This window comes from Oscillatoria nigro-viridis PCC 7112 (genome assembly GCF_000317475.1).
GTDB classification, from domain to species: Bacteria; Cyanobacteriota; Cyanobacteriia; order Cyanobacteriales; family Microcoleaceae; genus Microcoleus; species Microcoleus nigroviridis.
In genome coordinates this window covers 177,965-195,087 of the sequence record NC_019729.1, presented here as the reverse complement: position 1 = coordinate 195,087, position 17,123 = coordinate 177,965, and the positions used below count along the sequence as shown (strand labels likewise).

The following is a 17,123-nucleotide window of genomic DNA, read 5'->3' as shown; positions in this document are numbered from 1 at the left end:
AATTTTATACCTGAAAGATCAACTATAATTTCCGATTGCGTAGGGGCGGGTTTTACCAACCATCTCTGCCTAAAATCAACAATCTCGTAATCCCGCCCCGCTCAACGGTCAAGTGGAATATATAGCGTTTCTCATAAAGATGAGGTACAATAACAGCAGTGAGTAAACCAATTCCTCATATCGGATAATGTAACTTGATTGAAGGCAAACTCTATCGCTTTTGCTAATTCTCGGTAATTAGTCGTCTTGATAGAACGGAGAATGTTTTTGAGTTTTGACCATAAATGTTCAATTGGTGAGAAGTCGGGCGAATATGGTGATAAGTATATTATTTTTGCCCCTTGACTTTTGATGGCTTTTTCTATTTCTTCGCTTGTGTGAATAGTACAATTGTCCATCACTACACAAGCACCTTTCCAGAGTTTTGGTACGAGCTTTCGGATGATAAAAGCCTCAAATGTAATTGTATCAGTTGTACCTATTAAGTTGACTGATGTTAGGACTTCATTGACTGATATAGCTCCAATTATTGAGACATTTTTCCCCCGTTTATTTGGTTTTTGTCCCCGAGCCCTTGAACCTTTTAGAGAACGAGCATATAACCTAACCATTGCTAAGTTGACTCCTGATTCATCAATGAATATTAAGTCTTTAAAACAAACTTCTCGGACTTTTTGCCAGAACTCATATCGCAGACCCTGAACTCGGTCAGTGCCTTTCGCGCTCGGAAAGAGAGTTTTTTTTAAAAGTCATGTTTAAGAGTTTTGCCATTCTTCCCATCGTTGCCACGCTGATGGTAAAACCAATTTTCTGGTACAGTAAATAACGGAGTTCTTCGAGAGTTGCATCATTATTTTCTTCAATCAATTCGGCTAAAATCAGTAGTTGTTCTGCATTGAGTTTCAATTTGACTCCGCATCGCTCAGTTCGAGGAGCAATGTTTTGGGTCTCACGATACTGCTTAACCAATTTTTGGACGAAACTTAGGGCCACACAAAAACGGTTAGCTATTGCTCTTTGTGACAGCGGTTCATTATGGTACACATCCATAATTTTTTGTCTAAAATCAATCGAATAAGTTTTCATTTTTACTAATGTGTGATACTTACTAAAATCCTTGATATTTGTCATTCGAGTGACTGCTGTGGGTCGAGCGATTGTTCGCTCGCGCTCCATTTAATTAGAGCTGCATAACATTTTGGGGTTCTATATTTTTCACTCCGTTCAAGTCAGTTATATCATACCTCATCTTTCTGATAAATGCTATACATTTTTTTATTATATCAAATAAATGGTTGACGTAGATGATTAGTTGCGTGGGGCGGGTTTAGGTAGATTGTTTGCTGTTATTAAATATTATTGGCACAACCCGCCCTACGGTATTTAGGGTTATTTAATCGCAGCTTATTTCATCTCTTTTTGTATTTCAAATATCGCTATAAATATTTCTAGATCCCGTGCAAAAACAAGTCGCGTGCCGCATTAAACCGACTGTTTTGCCCTAGCGGATGGCGGTAGACAATTACATGATTCCAGTCGAAATTTCCGGTAATATCGCTGACATCAGCCAAATCCATACTAACTCCCGCAACGAATAAGCTTGCGGAGAGTTGGGTTGTTCCGGTTTAACGCTTTCGAGAGTCGAAGAGTCGGGCAACTCAAGAAAGTTATAAATTTTAAAAATCATAATTTTCTTGGTATTTTTCCTAGCAAATAACATCATGTATGCCGTTGTAAAACGGCAGCTTTCTGGGACAAAAAATTTTTTGCTGCCCGGGCAGCAACTTCTTGCCAAAATTGAACAATTTTTATAGCCTTAAATAAATCCAAGCACAACCTATATTTGCCTGAGTTTATAAGTTTATAATGAGCATATCATGTTTGTAAAAACACTTATTTTGGCTCCGTCATTCTGGCTATTTACTCGCAGCAATAGAGCCTCAAAACTCCTATTTATAGCTGGGGTAGTTTCATTGATATGCTCCCGTTAGTAAACCAGTTGTCTTCAGGAATCATGCAGCCTGCTTGTGCCAGAAGTTCTACAATTTATCCCTATAAAAAGTGAGACGAATAGTGGTACAGCAGCCAGTCGATTTCCTGCGGACAAACTCTCCCGGCTTTAATCAACCGCAGCCAACCTTCAACACCTAATTTCATTATATTGTTCAGCAAGCGAATATTTTGCCGCAAGTCAAAATCTCCCGCTGTGGCTGCATCGAGGTAGGAAGAATAATCCAACCAGCTTTTAGAATCCTGAATAAATACAAACTGGATAGACGTTGGCGTGAGAAACGAGTTCAATCCATTCTATTTTTAAACTAATTCCCCTGGAGTTGGGATGGTTTGGCAGCAACAACGATCCGGCACCGTCGGAGAGCATCCAGCGCAGAAATTCTGTATCGAAAGGCAGGGGTTTTCCCGCTTGCACTGAAGTCTCTGCTTCAAATAGTGAAGTTGCAACGAGAAACTAGCCATCTTGTTAAGCTTCTCGAAATCACAGAAATCGAGCAACAGCGAGCACAAGTCACCTGAAGCATGGTGAAGTTTTTTGGGAAAGTGAGCCAATATGTAAGTATAGTTCCTTCACTGCTTGGCAACTACAATGGATTTTGAAGAAATAAATGTTTGGTATTCTCAATCTCAACGCCGCACGGCTGTCTCGCTGTTGATGAAACGAGTCGGCGTAACTCGCACTAGGGCTGAATGCTTTATCAGGCTGTGGATTTATTTATTGGTGAAACAGCTTCAGGAAAATCAGCCCCGCCTCAAACCGCCGCTGGCGAAACTGGAAGTGCCAGCAACAGAAGTGCAGTGCACTCACCGGGAAGCCGCCGAACTATTTTACTCCGATTCCGATCGCGGGAGCGATCGCGCCGCCGGAATGATGTTAGATAAATTAGCAGCCCTGGGATTAATTAAAAAACATTTTGACGGTAACACTACCGAAATAGAAATTCAACCCGTTCCAGAACTTTTAAATTTCCCCGAATCTCAAAATCCCGTCCAACTGGAATTAGATAATTTTGACCCTCGGTGCGACGCGATTCCCGTTGCCAATTTATTAGCCACCAATTACAACTGGATGAACCGCAACACTAACGCCGTTCCCTACAAAATTGCTAAAATCCTCCGGCTTTTGGCCAGTCAATACTCAAAGGGAATGCGAGTTTTGCGGCGCTCAGATAACCTCAATCCAGTCGGGTTTTACTTACTTTATCCCACAGTTAGCGAATCGGAAGTCAATTTTTTTAACGCTCCTAGCAAAAGCCTTCATTTAAGTTCTATTTCCGACATCGATCCTTTCAAGATGGCGTTACCAGGAGATCGAAATTGCCAGTCAGTATTTGTCCGCAGTTGGATGATCGAGCCGCAGTATTTGTCAGAATACCGGATTACTTTTCTGGAAGACACACAGAAAGTTTTAGGCGAAATGCAAACAGATTTTCCGAATCTTTGCGACTTGTACACGCTGATGATTCACCCCATGTACGAAAAACAGGCCCTGGCTTTGGGATTTCAAAAGACTAGCAGCGATAGCCAGTTATCTGTTTATTGGATGTATCTAGCATTAGATAGATTTTTAGCATTAAATATCAAAGAAGCGTTGCTCCAACTGTAAGGATCGTCAATTAAATAATTTCCATTTTTTCTTGTGGGATGGGCCTATGAGCCCGCCCAGAAAGGACGGGCTCATAGGCCCATCCCACAACAGTCATGAAAAGTGGATTTTATTTAATTCTCATCCCTAAGTAGAAGAACGAAGAAGTCGATCGAACATAGAACACCCAGAACCCCGAATTCGCCGAAGTAGTCGGGGATCTAACAGCATTCGCGTTTTAAGTTATTTTTTAGTCCGCTTCTGCTGGGACGAAAGTTTGTGTAGGATCGATTTCAATCGCCCAGTAATATCAAATCCGGTAGCATCGTCGGGCGTAAAATCCAGTCAACATTCAACCACGAACGGTACAAACGGACTCGCTCTAATTCATCTGCGTTAATCCGCGTTAATCCGCCCTCATCTGCGGTTAAAAAAAGAGAATTTATGAACTGCCGATTACAATGGATTCACGCAGATTCACGCAGAAGTCGAGAATAGAGAGAGGAATAATTCCCAGGCTAACAGATTTGATCTAACTACAAACTTGTCTATAAAACTTCCCGTCCCAAATAGGGTTGCAAAGCTTCCGGCACTTTTACAGTTCCGTCTGGCTGCTGGTAATTCTCCAAAATAGCCGCCATTGTGCGGCCCACAGCTAAACCGGAACCGTTCAGCGCGTGAACGAATTGAGTGCCTTTTTTACCCGCTTCTTTAAAGCGAATATTTGCCCGCCGCGCCTGAAAATCTGCCACGTTGGAACAACTGGAAATCTCGCGGTATTTGCCTGCAGATGGCAGCCACACCTCTAAATCGTAGGTTTTTGTCGCCGCGAAACCCAAGTCGCCGGTACACAGCGCGATCGCCCGATAAGGCAATTTCAGCGCCTGCAAAACTCCCTCAGCATCCTGCACTAACTTTTCGTGCTCTGCCTCGGAGGTACTCGGATGCACGAGTTTTACCAATTCAACTTTATTAAATTGGTGCAATCGAATTAATCCCCGCGTATCTTTGCCGTAACTGCCAGCTTCGCGGCGAAAGCAAGGAGTGTAAGAACAGTGATAAATGGGCAACTGTTCTGCTGTCAAAATTTCACCTCTGTACAAATTGACAACCGGAACTTCGGAAGTAGGAATTAACCACAAATCATCTTGGTCGCACTTGAAACTTTCTTCAGCAAATTTGGGTAATTGACCCGTAGCCGTGAGGGATTCAGTGTTAACTAAAAATGGGGGAATAACTTCTACATAACCGGCTTTTGTGTGGCGGTCGAGCATGAATTGAATAATCGCTCTTTCCAGGGCTGCCCCGGCTCCCATTAAGCTCACAAAGCGGGGCTGAGCGATTTTTACTGCCCGTTCAAAGTTGATAATTCCTAATTTTTCGCCGATTTCCCAGTGCGGTAAAATACCGGAATTTTGGGGAATGTATTCGTCTCCCCAGCGCCGGATTTCGATGTTTTCCTCTTCATTTTTGCCGATCGGCGTTGAGGCAGCCGGCAAGTTTGGCAGCGGCAGCAATAAAGCTTCTATTTGAGCTTTTAGGTCTTTTTCCTGTGCTTGCAGTTCGTTCGACTCGGTGCCGACTGCGTTGCCTTCTGCTTGCAGTTCCTGAACTTCGGGAGATTCGAGGGTTAAACCCGATTTTCTTTTTTGACCGATTATTTTGGCAATTTCGTTGCTGCGGGCTTGCAGTTGCGATCGCTTGCCTTCCAACTCCCGCTGCTGTTTGTCTAATTGCAAAATCGGCTCGATTTCATAGTTACCTCCGCGCAGGTTGAGGCTTTCTTGCACGGCTTGCGGGTTTTCTCGGATTAATTTGAGGTCTAGCACAGATTTATTCTAAATCTTAAATTTTAGATCGGCTGGGACAGAACGAGATAATATAGAAGTTTTGTTAATTACTTACAGATTAAACAATAACTTATTCTGATTGCAAATTTTCGTTGGGTGTCACCCTTAAGGGGTGACACCCCACAGATGTATGTTATAGTTGCAAATATTAGTAGATGCACCCTGATAATTTTCTACCCCAGCCAGCAATGGTAGGGGTTTTTTGTTTTGTGGCATGGAATTAAAGCCCTGGATGCACGATCGGTCTAAAAAACCAGGTTTATCGTGATTATCGTCTCAAATGAGGCAATTACGTCAAGAAACTGGGTTTTTGCGTTCTGGACTAGGTTACTAAAATATCTTTCCGGTTAAAAGTTAAAGCCAGTGCGGAGCAACCAAACCCATTGAGTGTCGTTGCGGCTCTCATTCTCAGGATTAACAACGGCCCAAACACCAGGGGTTCTCAGCATATCGCGACCGGTGAAGCTGGTTTCAAAATTTAATCGCCCCCGGTTGGCAACTATAGTGTTGGTGCGATCGCGCGAATCCCCAACACTGTTGCCGGAGGTATCTGTTACCACCACGATAATTTCCGCATTCAGCTTCGTCGCAGTCGAGAACTGATTCGCTTCTAGTTGTGCCGTGCGTGCATCGAGAGCATCGACTCGACCCCGCAACACCGATAATTCAGTGGCAAATTCTGCTTGCAGCTTTTGGACGATCGCTAAATCTTCCCCAGTAATCTGGTTGGTTGTTCCTGCGGCAATTAGTTCGCTGACTCGATCGAGACAGCTATTCAATCCTGCTGCAAATTCGTACCGCGTCAGCGCCCGGTTTCCTCTGTAAGTTCCGTCGGGATAACCGACAATGCAGCCGTAGCGTTCTACTAGAGATTGCAGCGCCTAAAACGCCCAGTCAGTAGGTTTTACATCCGAGAGTTGAGAGACAGAATTCACCTGCGCGAAGGGGTCTTCTGTCAAAGTATTTAACGGTTCAGGAGCAACTAATCTATCAATTGGTACAGCAAAACTTGGGGATGATGTTAGCAGAAATACAGCAGGCGATCCCAGGATAAAAGCAGTAATCAGGTGAGGAAAATGCTGGATGTGCATAGGACAAAGCTCCACATAAAAACCGATATTGCATCATTCTCAAGAACGGGCTCTCCGGCCCGTTCCACAAAAAAATTCACTCTTTGTGGAACGGGCCGGAGAGCCCGTTCCTAAACAAGTAATTGAGAAAGGTGCAATATCTCAGTTACATCCGTTAAATTAGTTACAGAATCCTTGGCCGAACTTCCTTCTTCCTTTTCCCCCTTGGGGGGCTGGGGGGGTTGGCTTCCCCTACGCTGCGCTTGAACCGGTGCGAACTTTGTCAATCGTCACTGCGATAATTATCACCAGACCTTTGACAACTAACTGCCAGAAGAAAGACACGTTCATGAGAGTTAGTCCATTATTGAGCAGGGCAATAATTAAAGCCCCCAGCAAAGTACCCCAAATAGTGCCAATTCCACCTGTGAAACTCGTTCCTCCCAAAATTACAGCAGCGATCGCATCTAATTCGTAGCCTTGCCCCAACATCCCCGTCGCACTGTAGAGGCGCGACGCGCTCATAATGCCGCCTAAACCAGAAAGCAACCCACTCACGCCATAGACAAATAACAGCACGCGACTCACCTTAATACCTGTCAATCGTGCTGCCCGAATGTTGCCTCCCACGGCGTAAATATGCCTCCCCAGAACAGTCCGCCGCAAGACAAACCAACTCGCTAAAACTGCGAGAAAAGCGATAATAACCAACCAGGGAATTGGGCCGACATAGCTGTTACCTACCCAAGCAAAATTCAGATTTCTATTGATAACGGTAGTGCCGTTAGCGACTAAATAAGCAACTCCCCGCAAAGCTGTGTAAGAACCCAGGGTGACGATGAACGGAGGCAAACCTAAATAGGCAATTAGCGAGCCGTTAAGCAATCCCAAAAATACTCCGGCTATTAACGCCGCCGGTACGGCAAACCAACCCAGACCTGGAACTAAGGAAACCAGCACCCCGACAACTGCCGTCACGCCCAAAATTGACCCGACTGAAAGGTCAATCCCGCCCGTCAAAATCACAAAAGTCATGCCAGTAGCTAGGACAATATTGATCGATGCTTGCCGAATGACATTGATCAAATTTCCTACTGAAAGAAAGCTGGGCGTTACCAGGGAAAAGATTATACAGATGGCAATCAAAATCGGCAGGATGCCGGCTACTTGGATAAAATTTCTCCAAGCTTGAGCTTTACTGGCTTTTTGGCGATCGCTTGATTGATTTCTGGTGCTTTTTACTTCTGTTTGACTCATGATTTTTTTACCTCTGTTGCCCCGGTGGCATAAGCCATAATGTTCTCTTGCGTAATTGCTTCCCCAGTCGATCCGCCTACTTCACCGACGAGGCTTCCCGATCGCATCACTAAGACGCGATCGCTCATTCCCACAATTTCCGGCAGTTCGCTGGAAATCATTAAAATAGCTACGCCCTTGGCTGCCAAATCGCTAATAATTCGATAAATTTCGCTTTTAGCGCCAATGTCTACACCCCGCGTCGGTTCATCTAGCAAAAGTACCTTTGGGTTGATAGCCAACCAACGCGCTAGCAGCAACTTCTGCTGATTTCCCCCAGAAAGATCCATTGCCCTGATGCTCGGACTTGCAAGGCGAATCTGCAAATTATTAATAGCATCATTGACAACTTTCAACAGAAAATTTGAGTTAATAATGCCAGCTTTTGCTTCTCGATCGAGGACATTCATGGTGATATTCTCACCAGAACTAGCTTCTAAAAATAGTCCGAGATCCTTGCGATCTTCTGGCACGTAAGCAATTCCGGCGGCCATTGCTTCATTGGGTGTCGAGACATTGAGATGACGACCTTCCAGTTTTATTTCACCGCTTACCTTCCGATCTGCACCAAAAATTAGGCGGGCAAGCTCTGTTCTGCCGGCGCCAACTAAACCCGCTAAACCCAAAATTTCGCCCGCATGAAGTTTAAAACTGGCAGGCTTTACTTTGTAGCCGTCGCTTAAATTTGTTACCTCAAGAACAACTGCACCCGGTGTTATTTGATGCTTGTTTTCGTACAAATCCTGTAAAGAACGGCCCACCATCATTTCCACCAGGCGTTCGGCCGAAATTTCGTGCTTTTCAAGAGAGCCAATATACCCGCCATCTCGGATGACGCTCACGCGATCGGCAAGGGCATAAATCTCTTCCATCCTGTGGCTGATATAAATAATAGCAATACCTTCATTCCGCAAGCGGCGAACCACTTCAAAAAGCTTATCTGTTTCGCGCTCTGAAAGCGCGGCAGTCGGCTCGTCCATCACTAAAATTCGGCTTTTATCTTTGAGCGCCCTAGCTATTTCCACTTGCTGCTGTTCGGCAATTGAAAGTGTGGAAACCAGGTCTCCAGCCTCAAAATTTGCATCGAGGTTTTTTAATACCTCAGATGCCTTGCGCCGCATTTCATCTTGGTCTAAAAATGTACCTCCTTTCTTCAGCTCGCTGCCCATAAAAATGTTTTCAGCAACTGTCAGATTGGGGGCAAGATTGAGTTCTTGATAAATAATCGCTATCCCTAAATTTCTGGCTTGACCGGGGTCTGTCATCTTAACAGCTTGACCGTCAATTCTGATTTCGCCTGCATCAGCTATGTAGGCTCCCGCCAGAATTTTCATCAGCGTACTTTTGCCCGCACCGTTTTCCCCCATGAGGGCGTGGACTTCCCCTGGGTAAACGGTGATATTTACATCGTGCAAAGCTGTAAAACCGTGAAAGGTTTTTGTAATACCTTGCATTTCGAGGACGGGCTTAGTTTTAATTGAATTTTGAGTGCTATTTACCATCGTAGATTTGGTGTAGGAGGATGTCACTTGCCATTGATACCAACTTTCCACGCTCTTTCCCGCTGTACGGCAGGGGTTGAAACCCCTGCCTCAAAGCTAAAGTCCTCGCTATGAGGACTAATAGACATCTCCCATAATTCTTGTGGAACAGGCAATATGCCTGTTCTTGACAGCCTTTTTGGGAGAGATCTAATGAGTTTGAAAAGTCTTCTTCTGAGTCCTCATAGCGAGGACTTTAGCTATTAGCCAGGGACTTCAGTCTCTGGCGGACTGGCGGACTGACAGCTTAAGTTGACATCTCTGGTCACTCACTTGTCCAGCCTTTATGTTGATTGACGTTTTCGCGAGTAATCAGCGCGACTGGAATCAGAATGTTTGGATTGGCTGGCTTGTTTCCTTTGAGAATGTTGTTACCGACTTCAACTGCCTTGGCTGCCATGCGAAATGGATCTTGAGCTGCTGTAGCCACAAATAAACTGTTTTTCTGCTTGAGCGCATCTAAAGCTTCAGGTGCACCATCGACTCCAACAATAAAGAATTCGCTCCTTTGTGCTTGTTTGGCTGCTAATTCTGCACCGATGGCACAGGGGTCATTAATTGCAAAAACAGCATCAATTTTTGGGAAGGAAGTAAGCAAATCGCTCATGACTCTCAACCCGCCATCGCGGCTGCCTTCAGCGTTCTGATCTTTGGAAAGAACTTTGAGATCGGGATATTTGGAGAAGACACTCTGGCAACCCTGAACTCGCTCGACTACTGAAGCGACGGGAGGCCCGTTGATAATCACAACGCTGCCTTTTCCTTTCAAGCGATCGGCTATATATTGACAGCTTACTTCGCCAGCTTGCACGTTATTTGAAGTAACTGTGGCATCAACGCCTCCCTCGGCGGCGGTATCAACTGCAATTATCGGAATTCCGGCTTGCTTGGCTTTTTCGACAGCCGGGGCAATGCCTTTGGTGTCAGCAGCATTGAGTACAATCATGCTGACATTAGAGGCAATAAAGTTTTCGATTTGATTAAATTGCTGATTTAAATCGTCGCCGCTGGAAACGAGAGTTGTCCTCACATTTGGACCGCCGATTTTCTTGGCTTCGGCTTCAGCGCCCTTGCCCACTTGTACGAAGAATGGATTGCCGAGGTCGCGGACTGCTACAGCAACTGATGAAAGTTCGGAGTTGCTTGGTTTTGTGCTGTTTTGAGCGTTCTGGGAAGCTGCGGTGCAACTTGCCAGAGTGCTGCTGAGTAGACTAAAAAGACTGAGTGCGATCGTTGCTCGTTTCACCTCAAACTCCAATAAAGGCTCGTTTGGAGAGAGTCCCTCGTACATATGACGTTGCCAACCTAACATTAGCTTTTGTCAGGTTTAAGCTCAAATACCTCATGTTTTAGGTGAGCGGCTTTTCTTTGTACGTGATTGTACGAGATCCTGTGTATTTTCTGCTCGTAAAACTTTCTCGCTCGGCTCGCTAGATTACTTTAGTAAACGGAAAAGATATGAATATTCAATCTCTCTCCTCGATTCAAAAATAATCAACTATCTGAATTTTTTTAATGCTTGATGAGCATTAGTTTTTAGCAAGGCGTGAGAAAATTTTCGGAGAATAATTTAGACAAAATCTTTCAGAAATTGTTTTTTAAACCTGGCAGAGTCATATTTAATTTAACTCTCTATGTTGCTGATGATAACAGTTACATACTGGCTCGATATCTATCTTTGGATAGACCATACTTTTACCAAAAAGTAAAGATGCGATCGCCCCGATCGGCATCGGTCTGCCGATCCCCAGTCTGGTCGGACGCGCTGCACCAACTCAATAAATCTTAATTTTTGTTTGGTGCATAATATTGTAAAAAATCATTAAGTTTACAGTCAATTACGGTAGATTATAGTAAACTGCAAACAAAGTCTCGCACTCACCGATGCAGCTAGTTAAAAAGCCCTAGTAGACGTAGGCGGGAGTTAACCTACCATTGATTATTTCTTCAATGCTTTGCCCGAATAAGTCCATTTGAAGGGTTTAGCCATTGTGCAATTGAAGTAATCGATGAATTCAAGGAGACGGGTTTTGAGTTGAGCTTTACTAAGGAAATTGGCTCGCCTGAGTAACTTACGAACCAAAATACTGAACCAAATCTCAATCTGATTGAGCCAAGAACAATGCTTGGGGGTGAAGTGAAACACGATTTTATGAGTGGGGTCACGCAAGAAATCGGATCGAGTTGGCATCGATTTAAGAATACCCGATACCCCTTTCACCCCGAGAGGAACCTCCAGCCCTTCAAATTTTGCCACAAACCGAACCAAGGATTCCGATTGATGAGTGTTCAAACAATCCATCACCAGATGCCATTTGACAGCATCAGGGTCACTAGCCATCAGGTGTTCGACGTGGCTCAGATAGTCCAACTCAGTTCGGGTATCGCCAATGGTCGCAGCGACCACCTGACCTTGAGCAACATCAAAACTCGCGATTAATGTTTGGGTGCCGTGGCGAATATACTCAAATTCTCGCCGCTCCCGTTTGCCGGGACGCATCCCACGGTCGGCAGACTTGCGCTCGATGGCTTGAATTCCTGTCATCTCATCCATCGAAATCGTCCGCTCTCCCCGCTCGGCACGCTCTATTGCACTCAGGTAGACCTCACAGATGTCTTTGATTTTTTCATCAAACTGTGGGTCGGGGGGGATTCAACCAGTATTGTGACTGGTGCGGTTTTAAATCGGCTTCTGCCATCAATCTCCCAACATGACGAGGGGAGATGCTGGTGACTATGCCTTGTTTGACCGCTTCATCTGCTAGCTCTCGTGCACTCCAATGACTCAGCGGTCGCCCAGATATTTCCGGTTTCTCACAAGCGAGCGCAAATAATTGAAGAATCTGTTCTAAGCTGAAGGTCATTGGACCTCCGAGTCTCTCGGCATCGGCTAATCGCTGCACCACTTCCAGATTTTTGACACTCAACTCTAACCAACGATGCCGCCACAACGAAGCCATCTCTCGACTGATGTTGAGGGCACGAGCGATTTCTCGATGATTGTATCCTTCGTCTGCTAACAGAATAATCCTGGCTCTTAAGGCAATTTGCTGGGGAGTCCGATGACGGTTGACAATCTGCCACAGTTGCTCTCGTTCTGGCTCTGCCAATTGCAATGGCTTTGGGGCTAGTCTGGGCATCGATCTGTTCTACCTTCTACATCTACATATAAATGGTAGCTCTATTCACGCCCAAGTGTACTAGTTAAAAAGCCCTAGTTAAAAAGCAGAGCGTCCCTTAAAGCCAACGGTGAGAGCAGACAAGTTCAATATTTGGCTGTAAAACCTGCAATTACAGTCATCTTGACATGGTTTAAAAGCTCTGGATAATGGCGATCGCCCGGATTAGCAAAATCACTATACTGCAATAATTGTCTGCGCTGTTAATGCCTAAATCTGAGATGCGATCGACAAATCACTTATTCTGTTTCCTAGAAATATTTGCCAGCGAAGGCGGCATTCAATCCTACGTTAAAGACATTTTCAAAGCTTACGTGTCAATAACCGCAACGACAAACTCGCCGCCGCAAGCTGAAGTTTTGCTGTTGCGAGATTACCCAGACTGCAACAATCCTTACGAGTCAAACAATCTGAAATTTTATTACCTCAAAACCGAGAATCCCTGGTTTGACCGTCTTAAATTTGCTACAGTATTACTAACTCGCTTGCTGCAAAAACGACCGGAACGGGTTTTTTGCGGTCACATCAAACTCGCACCGCTGATTCAAACTTTATGCCAGCCGCTGGGAATTCCCTACACGATTTTAACTTACGGCAAGGAAGTGTGGGAACCGCTTGGGCCCAAATATCAAACAGCAATGAGACAAGCTGACAGTATTTGGACTATTAGCAGGTACACGCGCGATTCCCTACGGGATAGCTTCGCTTCACGCACTTGCGAAATTAACAACTTAAATCCCGAAAAATTCCACATAGTGCCTTGTACTGTAGATGAAAATATATTTACGAATCGGCCCAAGCCACAGGATTTATTAGAGCAGTACAATTTGGTTGGTGCTAAAATATTGATGACTGTAGCCAGATTGCGATCGACAGATATTTACAAAGGCGTCGATGTCACCATTCAAGCTTTGCCGCAAATAGCCGAAACTTTTGCCAATGTGAAATACTTAGTTATTGGCAGAGGAGACGATCGACCCAGATTAGCCAAACTCGCTGATGATTTGGGAGTTACCGAAAGAGTAATATTTGCGGGTTTTGTACCCACAGAAAATTTAGCAGCACATTACCAGTTGGCCGATGCTTATGTAATGCCGTCCCAGGAAGGCTTCGGTATAGTTTATTTGGAAGCGCTGGCTTGCGGAGTACCCGTACTCGCGGGGGACGCGGACGGGTCGGCAGATCCGCTGCAAGATGGTAAACTGGGGTGGCGAGTTCCCCACCGAGATGCAGCAGCAGTAGCGGTTGCTTGTGTGGAAATGCTGCGAGGAGAGGATAAAAGGTGCGATCGCCGCTGGTTGAGGGAACAAACCCTCGCAAGATTTAGTTTTGAATCCCTTTGTCAATCCTTACAAGGAATTTTTCAACCCTCTGACTCTGATTAACTGATAACGTAGAGAGCGGTTTCTCCGTGTACAATGGGGAAATTAACTCGATCGACTGCGTGATTTTCTGAGTAGGATAGAGTTATGCCTACGTGCAAAGACACCCAAGGAGACCACCGTGAACCAAGGCACCCCCAAAATCTCTTTAAAGCTACCCCGTATTAGCAATTGGTTGATACTGCTGGGCATCGCGTGTTTGTTGGTGTCTATTGGTTTGGGTTGGGTAGTTAAATCATTGTTGATTGTAGTAGCTTTTTTGCTGCTGACACCTGTAGTCGCCTTTTTCGCCCTTCAGTGGTGGCTGAAACGCAATTTAATTGAGGACAAGTGTCCAGTTTGTCAATACGAGTTTACAGCTTTAAATCAAACTCAGTTTCAGTGTGCCAACTGCGGCGAACCTCTGAAAATAGAGGAAGGTCATTTTAGTCGCTTGACACCGCCCGGTACGATCGATGTTACCGCAGTTGAAGTATCATCGGTTCAACAGTTGGAAGACTAACCGATTTTAGATTTTAGATTTTGGATTTTAGATTGAAGAATTGTTGACTTTTAACTGTTAACCGCTAACGGCTAACTGTATTACCAATCCCCATACCCAAAATTACTTTTCTAGACGCACTGCGTACCACTGCAAAAATTTTCCCGGCCCGATATCTAATTCACAATAAGTATTAATTAAATACTTAGCTTGAGCTTCTACGCCAGATATTTTATGCACGTCCTGCGGCAAATCTTCGTGTTCCTCGGTTAACACGGCTTTCAGCTTTTCTAACAGTTCCGCCGCATTCAAAAACTGCTCTGGCTGGTTTGTTTCTAAAACCACAAATGTGTCTTCGTCATACAGTGACATAGTTTCAATGGTTGAGGTTAATTATTTCTAAAGTTTCGTACACTTAAGCGATCGAAAGTATAAACTCTTAATTACAATTTTTCAGCCCCGGCTAGATCGTGTTACAATTGAACAACATCAGAATTCCTACCGGATTACCGTTATTAACTTAGTTATTAACCGAGTTGTCAACAGATCCGACACAGCATTTCTGAGGAGATTTGTCAAGTGCAAATTTGTCAAGTGTCAAATTGTCAAGAAATATTCGATCGGCTGTATCTAATTATAACTGGCACTATACATTCCCATGATCACATCTTCCACTTCAACCCCTGTTGCGCGCAAGCCCTCTAAATCAGAAGGTCTCAAAGAACGCAGCAACTATTTACGAGAACCCGTTGCGACTGAACTGTTACAAGAAACTACCCACTTCACCGAAGACGGGATTCAGATTCTCAAATTTCACGGCTCGTACCAGCAAGACAACCGCGACAATCGAGTTAAAGGACAAGAAAAAGACTATCAGTTCATGCTCCGCACCCGCAATCCCGGCGGGTTCACTCCGCCGCAATTATACTTAGCCTTAGACAAGCTATCTGAAGAATACGGCAACCACACGATCCGCGTTACAACGCGCCAAGGTTTCCAACTGCACGGGGTGTTGAAAAAAAATCTTAAAGCAGTGTTTTCCTCAATTATTAAAAATATGGGGTCAACCTTGGGAGCTTGCGGCGACTTGAACCGCAACGTCATGGCACCTCCAGCACCCTACAAAAATCGCCCAGAATACAAGTATGCGCTGCAATACGCCAACAATGTCGCCGATTTGCTGACGCCGCAAACCGGTGCTTATTACGAAATTTGGTTGGACGGCGAAAAAGCTATTTCGGCCGAGGAAGACCCCGCAGTGAAGGCGGCGAGACAGAAAAACGGCAACGGCACAATCTTTAGCGACAAAGAAGAACCGATTTACGGCAGCCATTATATGCCGCGCAAGTTTAAGTGTTCCGTTACCGTGCCGGGAGACAATTCAATTGACTTGTACTCTCAGGATTTGAGCTTGGTGGTAATTACCAATAAAGCTGGCGAGTTGCAAGGTTTTGACGTGTTTGCTGGCGGCGGTTTGGGCCGCACTCACAATAAAGAAGAGACTTTTGCGCGGGTTGCTGACGAGATTTGCTATGTTGCCAAGGATGATGTTTACGATTTGGTCAAGGCAATTGTAGCAACGCAAAGAGATTACGGCGATCGCACAGACAGACGGCACGCGCGGCTGAAGTACCTGATTAACGACAAAGGCGTACAGTGGTTCCGCGAAAAAGTAGCCGAATATTTTGGCAAGCCGCTAGAAGCCTTTAAACCGCTGCCTGAGTGGAAGTATTTTGATTTCTTGGGCTGGCACGACCAGGGAGACGGTAAACTGTTTGTCGGCATTTCTGTGGACAATGGCCGGATCAAGGATGAAGGTTCATTTCAGCTAAAAACAGCTTTGCGGGAAATTGTGCAGAAGTACAACTTGCCGGTACTGGCGACGCCACACCAAAACGTGCTGATTTACGATATTTCGCCGGATCTCAAACAGGAAATTCAGGGAATACTCGATCGATGCGGCATTCAGCGGGAAACGGCGATCGACCCCTTAGTGCGCTATGCAATGGCTTGTCCGGCAATGCCGACTTGCGGGCTGGCGATTACCGAGTCTGAGCGCGTGATTCCCAGCATTTTAGAGCGAATTCGGGCGCTTTTGACCAAAGTGGGATTAGAAGACGAGCATTTAGTGGTGCGGATGACTGGTTGCCCAAATGGATGCGCCCGCCCTTATATGGCAGAATTGGGGTTTGTCGGGAGTTCGCCGGAATCCTACCAGATTTGGCTGGGCGGTTCTCCCGATCAAACGCGGCTGGCAAAACCAATTGAGGAAAAGCTGCACGTCAAGAATTTTGAAGCTTTTCTGGAGCCGATTTTTGTTTATTTCAAGCAAAAACGGCAACTGAGCGAGAGTTTTGGCAATTTTTGCGATCGCGTCGGGTTAGAATCTATCCGTCAATTTGTAACCAACTACCAATCTGCTGACTCGATGACAACTGAGATTAATGAATTAGAAGTTACGTCTAGTAACGGCGAGGAAAACGAGACTGCCACTGCTGGCGGTGGCAAAGTCCGCCGTCGAATTAGCGTCCGCGATGAAATCTACAACGAGCTCAAGGAAGAAGCAGCCCGTCAGGGCAAGCCAATCACGCAGCTAGCTACAGAAGCGATTTCCACTTATTTAAAGAAGATTAAGGAGGAAGCTTAAGCCGATTTTCAATTTGCGCTTGGTGATTTTCGATTGTATTCAATAGACTTCTGGCAACACTAATATAAAGGCAGAGCAT

Annotated in this window: 15 protein-coding genes and 1 pseudogene; 4 read left to right on the top strand and 12 right to left on the bottom strand. The window is 45.1% G+C overall.

Annotation, left to right across the window (positions count from 1 at the left end):
• Nucleotides 1-131: 131 nt before the first annotated feature.
• The 4 genes from OSC7112_RS36775 to OSC7112_RS40600 form a co-directional block, all read right to left on the bottom strand.
• Nucleotides 132-1,086 (bottom strand): IS630 family transposase gene (locus OSC7112_RS36775; RefSeq protein WP_150111637.1). Its coding sequence is split into 2 segments (ribosomal slippage): nucleotides 132-744 and nucleotides 743-1,086, totalling 957 coding nucleotides; the frame shifts between segments, so codons are not numbered across the junction.
• A 436-nt stretch (nucleotides 1,087-1,522) separates the two neighbouring features.
• Nucleotides 1,523-1,687 (bottom strand): hypothetical protein, encoded by a 165-nt coding sequence (locus OSC7112_RS39205; protein WP_190274311.1) that lies wholly within the window; start codon nucleotides 1,685-1,687, stop codon nucleotides 1,523-1,525.
• 365 nt (nucleotides 1,688-2,052) lie between these two features.
• Nucleotides 2,053-2,238: a hypothetical protein gene (locus OSC7112_RS40605; protein WP_041622302.1), complete on the bottom strand. Its 186-nt coding sequence runs from the start codon at nucleotides 2,236-2,238 to the stop codon at nucleotides 2,053-2,055.
• Nucleotides 2,239-2,245: 7 nt separating this feature from the next.
• Complete coding sequence (locus tag OSC7112_RS40600; RefSeq protein WP_041622301.1) at nucleotides 2,246-2,428, bottom strand: hypothetical protein; 183 nt, start codon at nucleotides 2,426-2,428, stop codon at nucleotides 2,246-2,248.
• 174 nt (nucleotides 2,429-2,602) lie between these two features.
• On the opposite strand from OSC7112_RS40600, the gene OSC7112_RS00815 reads away from it, so the two are divergent.
• A complete protein-coding gene (locus OSC7112_RS00815) occupies nucleotides 2,603-3,619 on the top strand; it encodes a hypothetical protein (RefSeq protein WP_015174137.1) in 1,017 nt (338 codons plus the stop codon).
• Nucleotides 3,620-4,146: 527 nt separating this feature from the next.
• Here the strand turns inward: OSC7112_RS00815 and serS are convergent.
• The 7 genes and pseudogenes from serS to OSC7112_RS00780 all read right to left on the bottom strand — a co-directional run bounded on the left by serS (nucleotide 4,147) and on the right by OSC7112_RS00780 (nucleotide 12,495).
• Complete coding sequence (gene serS / locus OSC7112_RS00810) at nucleotides 4,147-5,427, bottom strand: serine--tRNA ligase (protein ID WP_015174136.1); 1,281 nt, start codon at nucleotides 5,425-5,427, stop codon at nucleotides 4,147-4,149.
• Nucleotides 5,428-5,885: 458 nt separating this feature from the next.
• Nucleotides 5,886-6,539 (bottom strand): annotated as a pseudogene (locus OSC7112_RS36770) (iron uptake porin); the annotation flags it as partial.
• A gap of 231 nt (nucleotides 6,540-6,770) precedes the next feature.
• Nucleotides 6,771-7,775, bottom strand: a complete 1,005-nt coding sequence (locus OSC7112_RS00800; protein ID WP_015174135.1) for an ABC transporter permease subunit — start codon at nucleotides 7,773-7,775, stop codon at nucleotides 6,771-6,773.
• On the bottom strand, nucleotides 7,772-9,367 hold the full coding sequence (locus OSC7112_RS00795; RefSeq protein ID WP_223300729.1) for a sugar ABC transporter ATP-binding protein: 1,596 nt from the start codon (nucleotides 9,365-9,367) through the stop codon (nucleotides 7,772-7,774). Before OSC7112_RS00795 ends, OSC7112_RS00800 begins: the two co-directional genes overlap by 4 nt.
• Nucleotides 9,368-9,620: 253 nt before the next feature.
• Entirely contained in the window at nucleotides 9,621-10,667 is a 1,047-nt protein-coding gene (locus tag OSC7112_RS00790) for an ABC transporter substrate-binding protein (protein ID WP_015174133.1), read from the bottom strand.
• 627 nt (nucleotides 10,668-11,294) lie between these two features.
• Nucleotides 11,295-11,909 (bottom strand): transposase, encoded by a 615-nt coding sequence (locus OSC7112_RS00785; protein ID WP_015211734.1) that lies wholly within the window; start codon nucleotides 11,907-11,909, stop codon nucleotides 11,295-11,297.
• 76 nt (nucleotides 11,910-11,985) lie between these two features.
• Entirely contained in the window at nucleotides 11,986-12,495 is a 510-nt protein-coding gene (locus OSC7112_RS00780) for a helix-turn-helix domain-containing protein (protein ID WP_190274310.1), read from the bottom strand.
• Nucleotides 12,496-12,740: 245 nt separating this feature from the next.
• Here OSC7112_RS00780 and OSC7112_RS00775 point away from each other — a divergent pair, with 245 nt between their 5' ends.
• Together OSC7112_RS00775 and OSC7112_RS00770 are read left to right on the top strand one after the other, a co-directional pair.
• The gene (locus OSC7112_RS00775; RefSeq protein ID WP_015174132.1) at nucleotides 12,741-13,919 is read left to right on the top strand and encodes a glycosyltransferase family 4 protein; all 1,179 of its coding nucleotides are present in this window, start codon (nucleotides 12,741-12,743) and stop codon (nucleotides 13,917-13,919) included.
• A 118-nt stretch (nucleotides 13,920-14,037) separates the two neighbouring features.
• On the top strand, nucleotides 14,038-14,418 hold the full coding sequence (locus tag OSC7112_RS00770; RefSeq protein WP_015174131.1) for a hypothetical protein: 381 nt from the start codon (nucleotides 14,038-14,040) through the stop codon (nucleotides 14,416-14,418).
• A 102-nt stretch (nucleotides 14,419-14,520) separates the two neighbouring features.
• Here the strand turns inward: OSC7112_RS00770 and OSC7112_RS00765 are convergent, their stop codons facing one another.
• A complete protein-coding gene (locus OSC7112_RS00765; RefSeq protein ID WP_015174130.1) occupies nucleotides 14,521-14,769 on the bottom strand; it encodes a CRR7 family NDH-1 assembly protein in 249 nt (82 codons plus the stop codon).
• Between the two features lie 286 nt (nucleotides 14,770-15,055).
• Here OSC7112_RS00765 and sir point away from each other — a divergent pair, with 286 nt between their 5' ends.
• Complete coding sequence (gene sir / locus OSC7112_RS00760; protein WP_015174129.1) at nucleotides 15,056-17,044, top strand: sulfite reductase, ferredoxin dependent; 1,989 nt, start codon at nucleotides 15,056-15,058, stop codon at nucleotides 17,042-17,044.
• Nucleotides 17,045-17,123: the final 79 nt, after the last annotated feature.